Consider the following 16,522-nt stretch of genomic DNA (forward strand, 5'->3'; position numbering starts at 1 on the left):
ACCCTCGACCCCACCTGCGCCCTGTTCAACAAGACCAAGGCCGCCTGGGACGCCGTCAGCGTACCCGCACAGTCGGGCGACCCCACCTGCACCGGGAACCCGGGCCCCGACTTCTCGATCAGCGTCAACCCGACCTCGGGTTCCGTGCTCGCGGGTGCCTCGGTCTCGGCCACGGTCGGTACGACCGTCACCTCGGGCTCGGCGCAGACCGTCGCACTGACCGCCACCGGTCAGCCCGCCGACGTCTCGGTGACCCTGACCCCGAGTTCGGTCCAGTCCGGTGCCTCCGCGACACTGACCGCGACCGCCGCCGCGAACGCCGCGAACGGCACCTACGTGATCACCGTGACCGGCACCGGCCCCTCCGCCACCCACAGCGCCCAGTACACGTTGACCGTCGGCAACGCGCCGCCGGGCAACGCGATCCGCAACGGTGACTTCGAACAGGGCACCGCCAACTGGACGCAAAGCGCCAACGACATCACCAACAGCAACCCGGGTTCCGCGCACGGCGGCTCCTGGTACGCATGGATGATGGGGTACGGCTCCACCGCCACCGAGACCGTGAGCCAGTCCAACATCACGATCCCGGCCGGTTCGCCGAGCCTGCGCGTGTGGATCAAGACCACCACCCAGGAGACCGGCAACACGGTCTACGACACGCTCAAGATCAAGATCGGCTCGACCACGCTTGCCACGTACTCCAACGTCGGCGCCACCGGCGCCTACGTACAGCGCACGGTGAACCTGAGCGCCTATGCGGGCCAGACGGTCACCCTCACCTTCGCGGGTGCCGAGGACTCCTCACTGACCACCACGTTCCTCGTGGACGACGTGAGCATCTCCTGATCACGCGCGACCGATGACGGCCTCGCTCCCGGCGCCCCACGCCGGGAGCGAGGCTCCTCGCCGTCGCGGACCGGGTCGCCCGCCGCCGGCCCGCGTCCCGGGTGGATCCGTCGGGCCCCAGGCGGGCGTCGGGCCTTCGCTCGTCCCGCGCAACCGGGGTTTGGTCCGGCGTCGAGGGGGCGACCATCTCGCCCACGGCGGTCCGCCCGCCGCCGTGCCTGCGCGGGTGGCCGATCCGCCCCTCGGCCCGTCTGGAGAGTGATGGCCTCGAACCAGTCCGCCCCATGGGTAGGTGCGTGGCAGGTGCTGCGCAACCCGCGGGTCTGGGTGATGCCCTCGATCATCGTCGGGCTGCTGGCCTTCCTGTTGTCCATGCTCTACATGGGCGGCATCCTCAACCCGCGCGCCGACCTGCACCGCCTGCCGATCGGCCTGGTCGACGCCGACCGGGGCGCACCGGCGGGCACGCCGCGGAACCTGGGCGCGCGGATCACCGAGGGCATCGCCGCCGCGCCCGATCCGGACGACGCGGTGTCCTGGCGAATCCTGGACGAGGCCACGGCCCACCGGCAACTGGCCTCGGGCAAGCTGTACGGGGCCATCGTGGTACCGGCGGGCTTCACCACGTCGGTGGCCGCGCTGAGCGCCCCCGCGCCGGCCGCGCCGACCCGCCCCACGATCACCGTGCTGAGCAACCCCGGGGTGGGCAGCCTGGCCTCGTCGCTGGCCACCGGCATCGCCCAACAGGCCGTGCACGCGGCCTCGTTGCAGTTGGGCACGGCGCTCACCGCCGCACCGCCGACCGGGCCGGGGCAGCCCGTCGCGGCGACCCGGCTGCTGCTCGCCGACCCGATCGCGGTCGCCGTCGAGGTCGGCCACCCGATCGGCCCACACAGCGGACTGGGACTGACCGCCTTCTACTACACGCTGCTCCTGGTGCTGGCCGGCTTCCTCGGCGGCAACATCATCGGCAACGGGGTGGACGTCGCGCTCGGTTACGTGGCCGGCGAGATCGGCCCGCTGCGTACCGAACGGCCGCTCGTGCACATCACCCGCACCCATCAACTCGTGGTCAAGTGCACGATGTCCGCCGTGTTGTCGATGCCGACCGCAACCCTGATCATGGTCGCCACGATCGGCATCCTGGACATGGATGCGACCCATCTCCCGCTCCTGTGGGTCTTCTCGGTCTGCGCGATCACCGCGGTGGGGTTCGGTGTCCAGGCGATCAACGCGGCCTTCGGCGGGATCGGTCAGTTGGTCGGCATGTTCGTCTTCATCGTGCTGGCCCTGCCGTCCTCGGGCGCGACCATTCCGCTCGAGGCGCTGCCGCACTTCTACCGGGTGTTGTCCGTGTTCGAGCCGATGCGCCAACTCAGCGGCGGTGTGCGGGCCATCCTGTACTTCGACGCACGCGCCGACGCCGGATTGACCCGGGCCTGGATCGGCATCGCCTTCGGCATCGTGGCCGGTCTCGCCTTCGGCTTCGCGATGACCACCTACTACAACCGCAGACAACTGCACCGCGTCGCACCGAAGACCTGACGGGCGTCGGACCCGCTCGCTTCACCGCGCCGCACGATGATCCTCGCGGCGGGCACCCGTAGGTTCGCCCACCGGCGGTCGGGGACCGTCGGTTGTGGTCAGGGGCCGTGTCGGCGGCTGATGTTCTTCTCCAGCAATGCGGTCGCGGTCCGGACGCCGACCGCGTCCGGGCCGTCCGTCGCCGGCAATCGGCCGTCGGCGCGGATCAGTTCGGTCAGTGCGGCGTCGATGGCGGTGTGCGCGGCGAACAGGCACGGTGTGCTGTAGATCGCCGCGTCCACGCCGAGCTCCGCCAGTTCGGTCAGGCTCAGCCGCGGCGACTTGCCGCCCGCGATCTGATTGAACAGCAGCGGCTTGTCGCCGACCGCGGTCCGGATCCTGCGGATCCACTCGACACTGCGCACACCGTCCACCAGGACCAGGTCCGCGTCGGTCTTGGCAAGTGCCTTCGCCCGGCGCAGGATGTCGTCCGGTTCGGTGGCGTCGGTGCGGGCGACCACGACCAGATCGCCGCGGCTGTCCAGCACCTGCGCCAGCTTGTCCAGGTATTCGCTCAGCGGAAGCACCAGTTTGCCGTCGGCGTGGCCGCAGCGCCGGGGCCGCATCTGGTCCTCCAGGATCACCCCGGACGCCCCGGCCCGGGCCAGCCGTTGCACCACGTGGCAGGCCACCTCCGGGTCGCCGTATCCGTCGTCGATGTCGACCAGGAGGTGGTGCCGAGGGAAGGCGAGCCGCAGGCGCTCCACGAACGCCACCATGTCGGGCCAGGCGATGAAGCCGATGTCGGGCAGCCCGTAGTGGGAGGCGGCGAAGCCGAAGCCGGAGACGAAGAAGCCGTCGAAGTGCCGTGCCGCGAGGGACGCGGAATACATGTCGTGGATGCCGACGAGGGGTGTGGTCCCCGCGCGGACGAGGTCGTCCCGCAAGGCGCTTCCGTAGAGCACGAGTTCTCCACGATTTCTCCGTGTGTAGTCGAGTGACTACGGAAGGAGTATGGAGATCACGGTCGATCCATGTCAATCTCTGCCAACCACCCGGGTGACCTCCAGCGTCTCCACCATCCGGCGCAGCCGCGCCTCGACCCGGGCCGCGTCCCGGGCGCACACGGTCACCTCGACGGTGGCCGCCCCGAACTCGGTGGAGACATAGCTGAGTCGGCGCACGCCGTGGTTGTTCAACGTGCTGGCGACCCGGGCGAGCACGCCGCGGCCGTGCCGCATCCGGGCCACCAGGCGGGCGCTCTCGGCGGCGATCCCCTCGCCGCCGGGTCCGGCGGTGGGGGCCGGATCGCCCGGCGTCGTGGCGACATGCGCGGACCGGGGGGCTTCGAGGACCTGGGTGCCGTCGTCAACCATGGATCGGGCTCCTGTCGAAGTGGGTGGAGTGGGATCGGGTGGCTCGTGCGGTTCGGATGTCGGAAAGAGGTCCGAAAAACGGAAAGACCCCTCGCGAAGCGCGAGAGGTCTGCGTGCGGACGGTGGGCCGCAGGGAATGGTCGTCCTGGTCAGCCCGGTGTCGGCACGCTGCCGGTAATAATCATCCGACGTCGCATGATGTCGAAACTCGCACACCCGCCACGCCCCGTCCAACGCGTCTCATGATGCGGATGCCCGCGTCCGTTCCACGGGCCGATGGCGCCCGGTCGATCGGCTGATCGACCGGGCGCCGTCGGTTGCTCGGAACGTGATTCGGAGCGAAACGCGTGATTCAGCGCGCCGTCCGGAGCGGAATCCCGCGCGCGACCGGGAATGGAATCCGGCCGCGCGAGGTCCCGAGCGGGATCGGGATGCTCAGAACTTGATCCACTCGCTGGACGTGGTCACCGAGTCCAGGATGTCCACGATCGGGTCGATGCCCAGGCCGGGCCCGGTGGGCACGTCGAGGTGGCCGTCGGCGAGTTCGAACGGCGTGGTGATGTCGGTGGCGTAGTAGCGGCGCGACGCGGACGTGTCGCCCGGGAGGATGAAGCCGGGCAGCGCGGCCAGGGCCACGTTGGCGGCCCGACCGAGGCCGGTCTCCAACATGCCGCCGCACCACACCGGCACGCCGTGTGCCACGCACAGGTCGTGGATCGCCTTGGCCTCCAGGTAGCCGCCGACCCGACCGGGCTTGATGTTGATGATCGACGCGGAGCCCAGGGTGATCGCCGCCGCGGCGTCCTCGACCGACTCGATGGACTCGTCCAGGCAGATCGGGGTCTTCATCTGCTTGGCCAGCTGGGCGTGCTGGACCAGGTCGTCGTCCGCCAGCGGCTGCTCGATCAGCAGCAGGTCGAACGCGTCCAGCTTCGCCAGCTGCCGCGCGTCGGCCAGCGTGTACGCGGCGTTCGCGTCCACCTGCAGCAGCAGGTCGTCGCCGAACCGTTCACGCACCGCGCGCACCGGCGCCACGTCCCAGTTCGGCTCGATCTTCAGCTTGATCCGCACATAGCCCTCGTCGACGAACTCGCCCACCAGGTCCAGCAGTTCCGGGATCGAGTCCATGATGCCCACGGACACCCCGCACGGGACCCGGTCCCGGGAGGCGCCCAGGAACGACCCGAACGACTGTCCGGCGGTCCGCAGTTGGGCGTCCAGCACGCCCGTCTCCAACGCCGCCTTCGCCATCTTGTGGCCCTTGAACGGCTTCAGCGCACGCTTGACGGTCAGCGCGTCCACCTGTTCGGGCAGCGCCGGGATCAGGAAACGCTTGAGCACGTCGACCGCGCCGTCCACGTACTCCGAGTTGTACAGCGGGTCGGACATCGCGACGCACTCGCCCCAGCCTTCCGCCTCCGGCGTGACCACGCGGAGCAGCAGGATGTCGCGTGCGGTCTCGACGCCGAAGGAGGTGCGGAACGGCGCGCGCAACGGCATCGCGATCCGGCGCAGTTCGATTCCGGTGATCTTCATGGTGTCTCGGCTCCTGATCGATGGTCGGTCGGTGTTCACCCGGTGCTCGCGCGGGTGAGGACGTAGCGGGTCTTGTCCTGGAAGCCGGTCACCCGGGCGCCGTCGGCGAGCAGCCCGCCGAACACCTCGCGCAGGGCGACCCGCCACTCCTTGGCGACCCCGGGGTCGGTGCGCCGCAGGGTCTCGATGTCCGCGGGCAGTTCGACGAGCAGGTGTTCGGCGTCGGTGCAGCCCAGCAGCGGCCGGTCGTCGCGGACGGCCAGCGCGGTCACCGCGCCCGCCGGGACGGCGACCGGGATCGGCGTGGAGTTCACCGCCGCGATCACCTTGGGATCGGCCAGATCCCAGACCACCAGGGTCCGGTCGGTGTCGGTGCCGCCGTTGATCGCGTCGTCGACCGAGCCGTAGAAGTTGGGCAGGTAGCCGTCCGGGCGACCGGCCAGCTTGGTCACGTTGAAGTGGGCGTTGCGCCGGATCAGCGGATCGTAGGTCCAGGTGATCCGGGCGACGCCGCGGGCCAGCGCCCAATTGCGCTGGTGCACCTTGAGCGCGAAGCCGGCCGCGTGGCCGGGGCGGGCGCCGGTGACGTGCGAGTGCAGCGTACGGGCGATCGGTGCGCCGAAGAACCCGACGGTGGCACCGATCATGCGCCCGTCCACGTAGGCCCCGGCGACGTAGTTCCCGGCGTGCGAGAGTGCGCGCATCTGTTCGACGGACATCGGCGCGCTGCCCGGCCCCGCTCCCCAGATCTCGCAGAACAGGTGGAACGCGTCCTCGATCTCGTCGAGTTCGTGCAGTTCTCGGATGACCACGGCGCTCATCGGACCGCCTCGATCAGGCCGGCGAGCAGGAGCGTACGCGGCGCCATCTCGGCCACGATCACGTGTTCGTGGTCGGCGTGTGCACCGCCGCCGACCGCGCCGAGCCCGTCCAGGGTCGGGCAGCCGATGCCGGCGGTGAAGTTCCCGTCGGAGGCGCCGCCGACCGCCGCGGCGCGCAGCGGCGGCAGGCCGCTTCCGCTCGCGACCCGGTCGGCGAGGGCGAACAGCGCACTGGAGGAGGACTCCTCCAGTGGCGGGCGGTTGGCGCCGCCGAGCACCTCGACCCGGGCGCCGGGCACGGTCGCGGTCAGGCCGCGGATCAACTCGTCCACCCGCTCCTGGGCCTTGATCGTGGGCACCCGTACGTCCACGGTCACCCGCGCCCGGTCGGGGACGGTGTTGGACACCGCGCCGGCCTCGACCACCGTGGGGGTCACGGTGGTGCGCCAACCGTCCAGCGCCCCCTCGTCCGCCAGGTCGGGCAGCGCGCCGAGCGCGAGCACCAGGTGGGCGGCCTCGATCGCGGCGTTGATCCCCTTCTCCGGCTCCAGGCCCGCGTGCGCGGCCTTGCCGTGCACGACCAACTCGTATTGCGAGCCGCCCTTGCGACCGGTCTTCAGGGCCCCGCCGTCGGCGGACGCCTCCAGCACGAAGGTCGCCGCGCAGCCGCGCGCGGAGTCCTCGATCAGGGCGCGCGAGGTGGTCGAGCCGACCTCCTCGTCCCCGGTGATCAACACACCGATTCCGTCCAGCGAGTCCAACGAGGCGAGCGCGTGGAACATCTGGACCAGGCCGGCCTTCATGTCGAAGACACCCGGTCCGCGGGCGATCCCGTCCACCACGGACCACGGGTGGGTGGCCAACGAGCCCATCGGCCACACCGTGTCGTGATGCCCGACCAGCAGGACGCGCGGGGTGCCGAACGTCCACTGGAGGTGGGTCACGCCGTCCAGCACGATCCGGCGCGGTTCGACGCCGAGGTGGCGCGCACCCTGGGCCGCGACCACTTCCGCGCTGCGCGCCACCGCCGCCAGGTCCGCGGAGAACGACTCGCACCGCACCAGTTCGGCCAGGTCGGCCAGCATCGCGTCGGTATCGAACACGTTCGAGCCGGCCGCGTTCGAGCCGGTCGCGGAACCGGCCGTCGCGCCGCTCATCGGGCCAGGCCCAACTCGGCACGGAACAGCCTCTGTACATTGCCGCCGAGGATCGCCATGATCTCCTTCTCACCCAATCCGCGGCGCACCAGTACCTCGGTGAGCGCGGGCAGTTCGGCCGGGCCGTTCAGCCCGGGCAGTTCGGCGGAGGCGTCCACGCCGGTGTAGTCGACACCTTCACAGCACGGCGGAGTGATGTCCGCCAGCACCTCTTGCAGGAAGTCGGGGCCGATCCCGACGTGGTCGATGCCCACCAGGGAGATGATGTGCTCGATGTGGTCGACGAGCCCGTCGATGGTCTGCTTCGACCGGTCGGCGGACAGGAAATCGGGCACGAAGTTGACACACACGACGCCACCGGTGGCGGCCACGCCCCGGATCTGCTCGTCCGTCAGGTTCCGGTGGTGATCGCACAGCGCCCGGGCGCCCGAGTGGGTGGCGATCAGCGGGCGCGTGGCCTGCTCCAGCACGTGCGCGACACCGACGGCCCCCAGGTGGGAGATGTCGAACAGGATGCCGAGCCGTTCCATCTCGCGCAGTGCCTCGACGCCGGCGTGGGTGAGCCGGCTGCCGGTGGCGTCCTCGCCGCTGCCGTCGCCCAGGGCGGACCGGCCCCAGTGCGCGATCGAGGCGACCCGTACGCCCAGCCGATACAGCGTGCGGAACAGTTCGAGGTCGGCGTCCACCCCGGGCGCGCTCTCCAACGCGAGCACGAGCGCGATCAGGCCCTCGGCGAGCGCCGCGTCGATGTCGTCACCGGTCAGGCACAGCCGGACCGCGTCCGGGTTGCCCTCGGCGATCGCGTGCGCACACTCCACCATCCGCAGCGTCCGGCGCAGCGCTCCCTCCGGACGGAACTGGTCGTCCACGAAGACCGGCAACACCTGGATGTCCACCCCGCCCTCGCGCAGTTGGGGCAGCCACTGCTCTCGGAAGAAACTCGCCCACCTTCCTGGTGGTCGTTCCACCACGGCCATCAGGAGATCGTTGTGCGTGTCCGCCACGACGGCACGGGTGTGCAGCTCGGCGCTCATATCGCGTCCTTCCGGTCGGTGTGTGATCGACGCTAGGCCGCGGCGCACACCGGCTTCTTCGTCCGAATGACCAATGCTGTCGACACTTTCCGTCAGCGAGCACCAAAGCCACGACCGGCTCGCGGGACCGCCCCGTCGACGTCTCGGCACCGGATCCGTACCCGGCAGGGGCCCGCGCGAGGCCATAGGTGGGCCGCGACGAATAACGCGGCTCGGCTTTGTCGCGCCGGACGATCCCGGGCCACCGGCCGGGCACCTACCGTGCGCAGGTGTCCTGGTATCCCCCGGGCCCGGTCCACCGGGTCCGCGCCGCCGGTTCGGGGGTCCTCCCCGGCCCCGGCACCAGGTGACCCGGGCCTCCTTCCCGGCCCGCCCGTCCACCCCAGGGATGCGCCCGTGCCCGTCGATCGTCTGCTCCCCACCGACGAAGCCCACGACCTGATCGCCCGGACCCGGGCGTTCGCGGACCGGGAACTCGCGTCCCGGGTCACCGGGTGCGAGGCCGACGCGAGCTATCCCACCGGTTTGTTCGCCGCGCTGGGTCGGGCGGGCCTGTCCGGACTGCCCTACCCGGTGCAGTACGGGGGCGCCGGCCAGCCGTACGAGGTCTACCTCCAGGTACTGGAGGAGCTCGCCGCGCGCTGGGCGGCGGTGGCATGCGCCGCGGACATGCACACGCTGGCCTGCCTGCCGACCGCGGTGCACGGCACCGACGCGCAGCGCGAGCAGTGGCTGCCCGGCATGCTCGACGGTGCGCTGACCGGGGGCGGCAGCCGATCCGAACCGCATGTCGGAGCCGACCCCTCGGCGGTCACCTGCCGAGCCGAACGCACGCGCGGCGGCCACCTGCTCCAGGGCACCCAGGTCGCCGTCGCGCACGGAGGTCGGGCGCACTTCCACACCGTGTTCGCCCGCACCGGTCCGGCCCGGCCGGACGTCTCCTGCTTCCTGGCCCCCGGCGCCGACGAGTACCTCTACTTCGGCGCACCCGAGGAGGCCACCGCGCTGCGCGCCATCCCGACCACCGCCGCCTATTGGGACGGGGTGTACCTGGAGCCCGAGCGGCTGATCGGGGCACCGGGTCGAGGTCTGCGGATCGCGTTCGACCTGTTGGACGCGGGCCGATTGGGCGGCGCGGCATGCGCGACCGGACTGGCCCAGGCCGCACTGGACGTCGCGGGCGCGTTCGCGACCGGGGCCGATCGGCACCTTCTGGTCGAGCCGGCGGGGGCGGTCGACTCGGCGCGGGCGATCTACCTGGACGCGGCCCGGCGCCGCGACGCGGGCATCTCGTACACGCGGCAGGCGTCGGTGGCCGAGTCGGCCGCGGTGGAGGCCGCGGTCCGGGCGACCGCCGCCGCGGTACGGATCCTGGGTGCGGTGGCCGACACCGACGAGTTCCCGGTCCGGCGGTATGCGCGCGAGGCCGCGGTACTGCGCCTGCGGATCGCGCCGACGGCTGGTGTGGGGGGCTCGGGTGCGGGCGGCACGGGTGGGGGTGCCTCGGGTGGGGGTGCCTCGACTGCGGGCGGCGGCGCGGGGGCGGTGGTCGGCGTGCCGGCGGTTCGGCGCTTGGAGTCGGGTCGCGGTGGGGCCTTGAGCGTGCGCGGGTCCGTGGCTTAGGGCTGCTTCGGCGTAGCCGTTGGCGTTGGCGTTGGCGTTGCCATCGGTGCCCGTGTCGGTGTCGGTGTCGGTGCCGGTGTCGCCGGCTTCGGGGAGCCGTCGGGCTCGGCGGGCTCGAAGCGGATCGGTGCCTCGAAGGCCGCCTTGCGGGCGGTTCGGCGCAGCGCGGCCAGGACCGCCGGGCCCACGAGCACGATGGCGACGCAGTTGGTGATCGCGCGTCCGGTGTCCCAACCGAAGGTGGAGGTGAGCACGGTGAAGACGAAGAACCGGTGCAGGTTGTCCGCGACGGCGTCGCCGGGCACGAACGCCGGACCGACCATGCCCGGTGCATCGGTCAGGAACGGCCAGAACCACATGTTGAGCAGGAAGCCGAAGGCGTAGGCGGAGAAGACGCCGTAGCAGGCCAGCATGACGATCTCGCGACGGTCGCGCACCCGCTCGGGCAGCAGCCCGGCGCCCAGGCCCACCCAGGCCGAGGCAAGCATCTGGAACGGCAGCCACGGCCCGACCCCGGCGGTCAGCAGGGCCGAGGCGAACAACGAGGTACAGCCGAGCACGAAGCCGAAACCGGGGCCGAACACCCGCCCGGCGAGCACGAGCATGAAGAAGACCGTCTCGATCCCGGCCGTACCGGCGCCCAGTGGACGCAGCGCGGCGTTGATCGCGGACAGGACGCCGAGCATGGCCAGCGCCTTCGAGTCCAGCCCGCCGCTGGTCATTTCGGCGAGTACCACCGCGACCACGAACGGCAGGGTGACCGCGAAGATCAGCGGCGCGTCTCCGGAGTGCGCGGCGGATTCCGGCGACGGCGAGGCGAACAGCGGCCACAGGAACATCGCCAGTCCGGCGATCGAGGCGATGGTGAGCACGAGCGCGGTGCGCGGGGTGATCCGGATCGCACGGGTGCGAACGGCCGGGGTCGGGGGGCTCATCGGGTCGTGGCCTCTTCGTCGCGGGCGGGGATCGGGGCCGGGTACGGGCCGGTCCCCGGGATCGGGTCGGGGTTTGGAACCGGGCCGGGGCCGGTTTCGGGATCGGGGGGCGGGAGCGGGTCGGGATCGGGGTCCAGGACCGCCGCCAGGTCGGCGACGGTCAGCCACGGGAGCGGGGCCACAATCTTGGCGACCTGCGGTGCGAACGCGGGTGAGGACACCACCACATCCGGGGTCGGACCGTCGGCCACGATGTCGCCCTCGGCCATCACCACGACCCGATCGGCGACCTGCGCGACAAACTCGACGTCGTGCGTGGCCAGCACCACCGTGGCGCCCGCGTCCGCCAGTTCGCGCACGACCCGGGCGAACCGCCGTTTGGCGTGGTAGTCGAGTCCCCGGGTGGGCTCGTCCAACAGCACTACCCTTGGTGCGGCGACGAGTTGGATCGCCAGCACCAGCGCGAGCCGCTGCCCTTCGGAGACGTCGCGCGGATGCAGTGCGCCGTCGATGCCGGGCGCGATCCGATCCAGGAGACTGCGACACGAACCCGGTTCGACCCCGGATTCCCGGTCCGCCTGGACACATTCCGCGTCGACCGTCTCCAGGTACAGCAGGTCGCCGGAGCTCTGTGGGACCAGACCGACCAAACCGCGCGCGCGATGCGGCGCCGCCTTGCCCGGGTCTTCGCCCGCTACGTCCACGGTGCCGCCCTGGCGCGGCCCGGAACCCTGGAGGGCCCACAGGAGCGAGGACTTGCCGGATCCGTTGCGGCCCATCAGCGCGGTGACCCGGCCGGGGAATAGGTCCAGGTCCAAGCCGCGCACCGCGATCACGTCGCCGTAGCGGACGATCATGCGCCGTGCGCTCAGCAGCGGTTCGGCCACTCCGACGGCGGTCCGCGCGGCGGGAGGCGTACGGTCGGCCAGGAGCGCGCGCAGCGGCGGAGCCAGGCGGCGGGCGTCGCGGACCGAGAGCGGCAACGGCGACCAGCCCGCGAGTCGGCCGAGTTCGACGACCGGCGGCGCGATGTCGCACGTGGCCAGGATTTCGGCGGGCGGGCCGTCGCGGACGGTGCGGTCGCCGGGCAGGTGCACCAGCCGGTCGGCGTACTGCACCACGCGTTCCATGCGATGCTCGGCGACGATCGCGGTGATCCCGAGGTCGTGCACCAGCCGGGTGATCGCGGCCAACACGTCCTCGGCGGCGGTCGGGTCGAGTGCCGAGGTGGGTTCGTCCAGTACCAGGACGCGCGGATGCGCGGTCAGCACCGAGCCGATCGCGACCCGCTGTTGCTGGCCGCCGGAGAGGGTGCGCAGCGGTCGGTGCCGCAGTTCGGCGATGCCGAGCAGATCGAGAGTCTCCTCCACGCGCTTGCGCATCACCGCCGACGAGACGGCCAACTGCTCCATTCCATAAGCGAGTTCTTCTTCCACGGTATCGGTGACGAAGCCGGCGAGCGGGTCCTGGCCGACCACGCCGACCAGGTGCGCGAACTCGCGCGGGGGCCGGGTACGGGTGTCCACGCCGTCCACGAGCACGCTGCCGCGCAGGGTGCCGCCGGTGAAGTGCGGGACCAGGCCGTTGATCGCGCCGAGCAGGGTCGACTTGCCCGCTCCGGTACGACCGACGACCAGGCACAACTCACCTTCCGGGATGCTCAGTTCGACGTTGCGCAGGGCCGGTGCGGGCGCGTCGGAGTAGGTGATGGTGACATCGCGAAACTTGATCACCGGACGGACTTCTCCTTGCCGGCAGAGCCGGTCGCCGCCGGGCGGAGCGCCGGGCCGGGCCGAACTGGTGGAGCGGGTACGGGCACGTTCGTGCCGAAGCGGGGTGTGTCGGCCGGTGGCGCCGGGGCCAGCCACGCGGGCAGCACGCCGACAACCAGCGCGAGCACCGGGAGCGGGGCCAACGTCGGCCAGGCCAATGGACTCAGCGACGAATAGAGGTTGCCGGCGTCGATCCGGCTGGTGAGGTAGACCAGCGCGCCGGTGCCGATGCCGCAGCCCGCCACCGCGAACTCGGCGGTCCGCCACCGGTCCGGCAGGTAGACGCTGCGGTCGATCCGCCGGCCGGTCAGCACGAAGCCGATACCCGCGATCACGATCCCGCCGGGCAACATCGTCGAGCCCAGATATCGCGGGGTGCTGCCGTCGAGCAGCGCGTACACCCCCACACACATGCCGATCAGACCCACCAGGGTCAGTGCGCCGGTGAGCAGCCGGATCGACCGCGGCAGGTGCCGGTTGCGGCCGTAGCCGCGCGAGTCCATCGCGGCGGCCAGCGCGAGTGAACGATCCAGCGCGTCCTGGAGCACCGGGATGGCGATCGAGCGCAGCGCCCGCATGCCCCGCTGGGATCCGCCGCGCAGCCGGCGGGCCCGGCGAACCCGCTGCACGCTCTCCACCAACTGCGGTGCCACCGACAGCGCGACCACCACGGCCGCGCCCACCTCGTACAGCGCCGGCGGCACCGCCTTCAGCATGCGTTTGGGACTGGCGAGCGCGTTGGCCGCGCCCACGCAGACGACCATGGTGGCCAGGCGCAGGCCGTCGTAGCACCCGCCGAGCACGTGCTCCAGAACCACCGGGCCGAACAGATGGATGCCCGCCGCCCAGGCCGGGAGCGGAAGTTCGGGCAGGTCGAGAAGGACGTGGCCGCTCGCCGCGCCGGCGCCGAACAGGATCCGGAACAGCACCCGCATCGTGACGATGAACAGGCCCAGGAACAGGTACATCCGAAACGCGAGGGCCCACGGGGCATCGCCGCGTCGATTGGCGACCACGTATCCGGCGACGGCCGAAAGCAGCGCGAGCAGCAGCGGATTGGTGGTGCGACTGGCCGCGGTGGCCAGACCGAGCGCCCAGAGCCACCACGCGCCGGGATGCACGGTGCGCGGCAGTCGGGCCGCGGCGAAACGCGCGGCCACGGTCGCCCGACCCGGGCGCGGGGGCCCGGTCAACGGGCCGCGCTCGTCGCGCGCCGACGTCGGACGACGGTGAACGCGGCACCCGCGCACAGCACGGCCAGCAGGGCGATGCCGATCAGGGTGGTGATCGGCATGGCGGAGTCCGCGCCGGTCCGGGCGAGTTCCTCGCCGCCGGTCCAGGTGGCCCCGGCCGGGGTGGTACCGGAGGGTTGGCCTGCGGCGGGTGCGCCGGTCTCCGGTGGGGTGCCGACCGCGGTCGTCGACGGATCGACGATCGGCGGGGCGGCGGGCGGTGGTTCGGTTTCCATCGGGTTGCCCGCCACGCCGGGGCCTGGGACGAGTGGGTCGACGGGCCGGCTGCCGGTGTCCGGTGTGCCGGTGCCGTCGGCGGCCGGCGGGTTGCCGGCCGGCCCGGACTGTTCCGGCTTCGGCTGCTCCGGCCTGGGCTGCTCCGGCCTGGGCTGTTCCGGTCTGGGGCGCTCCGGCTCGGGCGCGTTCGGAGTGGGCTTGGGCGCGGGGCGGGCCGGGGCCACCCGGGGCGGCGGGTTGGAGGTCTCGGTCTTGTTCTTGGAGAATGACCAACCCTCGAAACTGCCGACCGGGGGCTTGCGGTTCAGCACGCCCCACTGGCTGTAGGTCCACGAACCACCATTGGGGGCATGCCAGTACGACCAGTAGGCGGAGGCCGGCGGCGTGTCGATGCACGGCTCGACGTTGGCGCTGGGCTTGCCCTCGACTCGGCAGACGAACGCCTCGCCCCAACGTGCGACGCCGGCGATCCGGATACCGGCGTTCTTGAGCGCGGCCAGCCCGGTGGCCTGATCGCCCGGCGCGCAGCGCACGATGGTGGTGCCACCGAGTTCCTGGAAGTCGACGATCACGGTCACGCCGCTGCCGTCCGGGCAGAATCCGGGCGTGCCCCTGCCGGTGTCGACCGCGTGTGCGGCCGGTGCGTCGACGGTGAGCTGCGCGGTCGCGGGCAGTAGCAGGATGGCCGAAGCGGCGACCAGGCGGGCGATCCGGGCGCGGTGCGCGGTGATCCTCACGCGTGATCCCCGTTCCTGCGGCGGGCGGCCGCGCGCACCGCGAGGCCGGTACCGACCAGGCCGACCGCGAGCAGGATCAGGCCGCCGACCTGCGCACCGGTCCGGGCCAATCGGCCGCCGCCGGATCCGGTGCCGGTGCCGGTGTTCCCGCCCGACCCAGAGCCGGGCGTCGTGGCGGTCGCACTCGCCGAGGCGCGTTCGGTCCCGCCGACCGACGTGCTGGGACTCGGCGAGTTCGTGACCGAACTCGACGCGGAGGTGGTGATGGACGTGGTGGGCGAGGCCGTACGCGTGGCGGTCGCCGAAGCCGTGGCCGTGGCCGTGGCCGACGTGGTGGCCGTACCGGTGGGTCGGGTCGGGACCTTGCCCAGGTCGCCGAGCGGGACGTCGGCGAGTACGAGCAGCGCCTGCGGCGTCGCGCGCCGCCACTGGTCGCGCTGGAACTCCGGAATGCCCTCGGTCCGGGCCGAGGTGAGGGCCTCCGTGTTGTAGGCGATCGTGCCGATCTCCCCATCGGCGGCGCCCGAGTCGTCCTTGGTGATCTGGTGCTTGGCCACCCATGCGGCGGCCCTGTCCGACTCGGCCGGGTAGCCGGCCGCGTGCAGGGCCTGGCCGGCCAGACCGGTGCTGTTGGTGTTCGAGGCCACGGTGGGTCCGGATCCGCCGAACGAACCGTCCTCACGTTGCTTGGACTTGAGCCAATCCGCGCCCTTCCGGGCCGCAGCCGCGGCGCCGACCGACTTGCTCTCGGTCGCGGTGGCAAGCAGGGCCTGCACCGCCATGCCGGTCGAGTCGGGGTCGAGCACGGTCGTGGGGGTGTCCTGGCAGGTTGCGCCGGTGCTGCCCAATTGGCCCGGGTACAACCGGAATCCGCCGTTCGGGCACTGCTGCTTGATCAGGAAGTCCACCGCGCTCTGCGGCACTCCGCCGCTGCGGGCCAGGCCCAGCACGGCCAGCGATTGGCCGAACGTGTTGCCGGAGTCGGGACTACCGGTGAGCTTGTCCCGGAGCCGCCCCGCGTCGTCGCCGGCGTCGGCCCCGGCGATCAGGTCGAGCGTCTCCGCGCGCATGTCGAAGCCGCCGAACCTGGTCGGATCGCGGCCCGCGACCACGGCGGCGAACAGCACCTTCGCGGTCGCGCCGGCGATCCGCGAACCGGGCATGCCCCACTCCTCGGCGCTGTTGTACTTGCGCACGTTCGCCGCAACCGCGTCCGCAGCAGCGGCGAGCGCGGTCGGCTGCGAGCGGGTGGCGGCCAACGCCATCATCGTGTCGATGGTGAGGCCCCAGTCGGGGCCCGCGAAGCCGGGGATGCCGCCGGCGACCAACTCCCCGGCCTGCCACTCGGCCGCCGCGGCGGCGGCCTCGACATACGGGTTCGCGGCCTCGGCCGAGGCCGACAGGACGGGGGCGACGGCGACGAGCACCGCGCCGCAGACCGCGACGGCGCAGGCGGGTGCGACGGAGAACCGGAACATCGTGGATCCTTCCGGGACTTCACGAGTCCCGGCATCCGACCGACGCGACGGGCGCCGGCGGCGGAATCCGGGCTTCAGCGTGCAGTCCACGACAGCTGGAGCCTTCAAAATCGTACGAACCCAGGCATTCCGACTCGTGGCGACCTGTCGGTCACCACCCACGGTTGCGGGACAGCGCCGGAATTCGACCGGCTTCCCCTGGGCTTCGAAC

General features: G+C 71.9%; 13 protein-coding genes, 1 pseudogene and 1 riboswitch. Of the genes and pseudogenes, 3 read left to right on the plus strand and 11 right to left on the minus strand.

Annotated elements, in window-relative coordinates; translation table 11 throughout:
• Positions 1–849: pseudogene (locus ACIBM5_RS46835) on the plus strand (hypothetical protein); the annotation flags it as partial.
• 261 nt (positions 850–1,110) lie between these two features.
• A complete protein-coding gene (locus tag ACIBM5_RS46840; protein WP_396012818.1) occupies positions 1,111–2,394 on the plus strand; it encodes a DUF3533 domain-containing protein in 1,284 nt (427 codons plus the stop codon).
• A gap of 98 nt (positions 2,395–2,492) precedes the next feature.
• Here the strand turns inward: ACIBM5_RS46840 and ACIBM5_RS46845 are convergent, their stop codons facing one another.
• The 6 genes from ACIBM5_RS46845 to ACIBM5_RS46870 all read right to left on the minus strand — a co-directional run bounded on the left by ACIBM5_RS46845 (position 2,493) and on the right by ACIBM5_RS46870 (position 8,297).
• Positions 2,493–3,338, minus strand: a complete 846-nt coding sequence (locus ACIBM5_RS46845; protein WP_396012819.1) for an oxaloacetate decarboxylase — start codon at positions 3,336–3,338, stop codon at positions 2,493–2,495.
• 72 nt (positions 3,339–3,410) lie between these two features.
• Positions 3,411–3,749 (minus strand): hypothetical protein, encoded by a 339-nt coding sequence (locus tag ACIBM5_RS46850; RefSeq protein ID WP_396012820.1) that lies wholly within the window; start codon positions 3,747–3,749, stop codon positions 3,411–3,413.
• 435 nt (positions 3,750–4,184) lie between these two features.
• Positions 4,185–5,285, minus strand: coding sequence for an o-succinylbenzoate synthase (menC, locus tag ACIBM5_RS46855; RefSeq protein WP_391585544.1), 1,101 nt, complete (start codon positions 5,283–5,285; stop codon positions 4,185–4,187).
• Positions 5,286–5,320: 35 nt separating this feature from the next.
• The gene (locus ACIBM5_RS46860; RefSeq protein WP_391585545.1) at positions 5,321–6,106 is read right to left on the minus strand and encodes a GNAT family N-acetyltransferase; all 786 of its coding nucleotides are present in this window, start codon (positions 6,104–6,106) and stop codon (positions 5,321–5,323) included.
• Positions 6,103–7,191, minus strand: coding sequence for a M20 family metallopeptidase (locus tag ACIBM5_RS46865; RefSeq protein ID WP_396012830.1), 1,089 nt, complete (start codon positions 7,189–7,191; stop codon positions 6,103–6,105). Before ACIBM5_RS46865 ends, ACIBM5_RS46860 begins: the two co-directional genes overlap by 4 nt.
• A gap of 68 nt (positions 7,192–7,259) precedes the next feature.
• Positions 7,260–8,297 (minus strand): dipeptidase, encoded by a 1,038-nt coding sequence (locus tag ACIBM5_RS46870; RefSeq protein ID WP_396012821.1) that lies wholly within the window; start codon positions 8,295–8,297, stop codon positions 7,260–7,262.
• A 396-nt stretch (positions 8,298–8,693) separates the two neighbouring features.
• Between ACIBM5_RS46870 and ACIBM5_RS46875 the strand changes: the two genes are divergently transcribed.
• Positions 8,694–9,920 carry an acyl-CoA dehydrogenase family protein gene (locus tag ACIBM5_RS46875; protein ID WP_396012822.1) on the plus strand — a complete coding sequence of 409 codons (1,227 nt, stop codon included), beginning with the start codon at positions 8,694–8,696 and terminating at the stop codon, positions 9,918–9,920.
• Here ACIBM5_RS46875 and ACIBM5_RS46880 read toward each other — a convergent pair.
• From ACIBM5_RS46880 to ACIBM5_RS46900, 5 genes are read right to left on the minus strand one after another with little or no spacing between them, the layout of a single operon-like run.
• Complete coding sequence (locus tag ACIBM5_RS46880) at positions 9,917–10,855, minus strand: ECF transporter S component (protein ID WP_396012824.1); 939 nt, start codon at positions 10,853–10,855, stop codon at positions 9,917–9,919. The two genes, ACIBM5_RS46875 and ACIBM5_RS46880, sit on opposite strands and share 4 nt — an antisense overlap.
• The gene (locus ACIBM5_RS46885) at positions 10,852–12,588 is read right to left on the minus strand and encodes an ABC transporter ATP-binding protein (RefSeq protein ID WP_396012825.1); all 1,737 of its coding nucleotides are present in this window, start codon (positions 12,586–12,588) and stop codon (positions 10,852–10,854) included. The genes ACIBM5_RS46880 and ACIBM5_RS46885 overlap by 4 nt, the downstream gene beginning before the upstream one ends.
• Positions 12,585–13,787: a CbiQ family ECF transporter T component gene (locus ACIBM5_RS46890; RefSeq protein WP_396012826.1), complete on the minus strand. Its 1,203-nt coding sequence runs from the start codon at positions 13,785–13,787 to the stop codon at positions 12,585–12,587. The genes ACIBM5_RS46885 and ACIBM5_RS46890 overlap by 4 nt, the downstream gene beginning before the upstream one ends.
• A 29-nt stretch (positions 13,788–13,816) precedes the next feature.
• The gene (locus ACIBM5_RS46895; RefSeq protein ID WP_396012827.1) at positions 13,817–14,833 is read right to left on the minus strand and encodes an LPXTG cell wall anchor domain-containing protein; all 1,017 of its coding nucleotides are present in this window, start codon (positions 14,831–14,833) and stop codon (positions 13,817–13,819) included.
• Positions 14,830–16,311 (minus strand): prenyltransferase/squalene oxidase repeat-containing protein, encoded by a 1,482-nt coding sequence (locus tag ACIBM5_RS46900; RefSeq protein ID WP_396012829.1) that lies wholly within the window; start codon positions 16,309–16,311, stop codon positions 14,830–14,832. The genes ACIBM5_RS46895 and ACIBM5_RS46900 overlap by 4 nt, the downstream gene beginning before the upstream one ends.
• A 123-nt stretch (positions 16,312–16,434) precedes the next feature.
• A riboswitch (cobalamin riboswitch) is annotated at positions 16,435–16,509 on the minus strand.
• Positions 16,510–16,522 lie beyond the last annotated feature (13 nt).

Source organism: Embleya sp. NPDC050493, assembly GCF_044458105.1.
Classification (GTDB): domain Bacteria; phylum Actinomycetota; class Actinomycetes; order Streptomycetales; family Streptomycetaceae; genus Embleya.

Bases quoted from the DNA above. Each gene is read 5' to 3' on its own strand.
- ACIBM5_RS46840 (WP_396012818.1), top strand. From the start codon at position 1,111: ATGGCCTCGAACCAGTCCGCCCCATGGGTAGGTGCGTGGCAGGTGCTG.
- ACIBM5_RS46880 (WP_396012824.1), bottom strand. From the start codon at position 10,855: ATGAGCCCCCCGACCCCGGCCGTTCGCACCCGTGCGATCCGGATCACC.
- ACIBM5_RS46900 (WP_396012829.1), bottom strand. From the start codon at position 16,311: ATGTTCCGGTTCTCCGTCGCACCCGCCTGCGCCGTCGCGGTCTGCGGC.
- ACIBM5_RS46850 (WP_396012820.1), bottom strand. From the start codon at position 3,749: ATGGTTGACGACGGCACCCAGGTCCTCGAAGCCCCCCGGTCCGCGCAT.
- ACIBM5_RS46865 (WP_396012830.1), bottom strand. From the start codon at position 7,191: ATGCTGGCCGACCTGGCCGAACTGGTGCGGTGCGAGTCGTTCTCCGCG.
- menC (WP_391585544.1), bottom strand. From the start codon at position 5,285: ATGAAGATCACCGGAATCGAACTGCGCCGGATCGCGATGCCGTTGCGC.
- ACIBM5_RS46870 (WP_396012821.1), bottom strand. From the start codon at position 8,297: ATGAGCGCCGAGCTGCACACCCGTGCCGTCGTGGCGGACACGCACAAC.
- ACIBM5_RS46860 (WP_391585545.1), bottom strand. From the start codon at position 6,106: ATGAGCGCCGTGGTCATCCGAGAACTGCACGAACTCGACGAGATCGAG.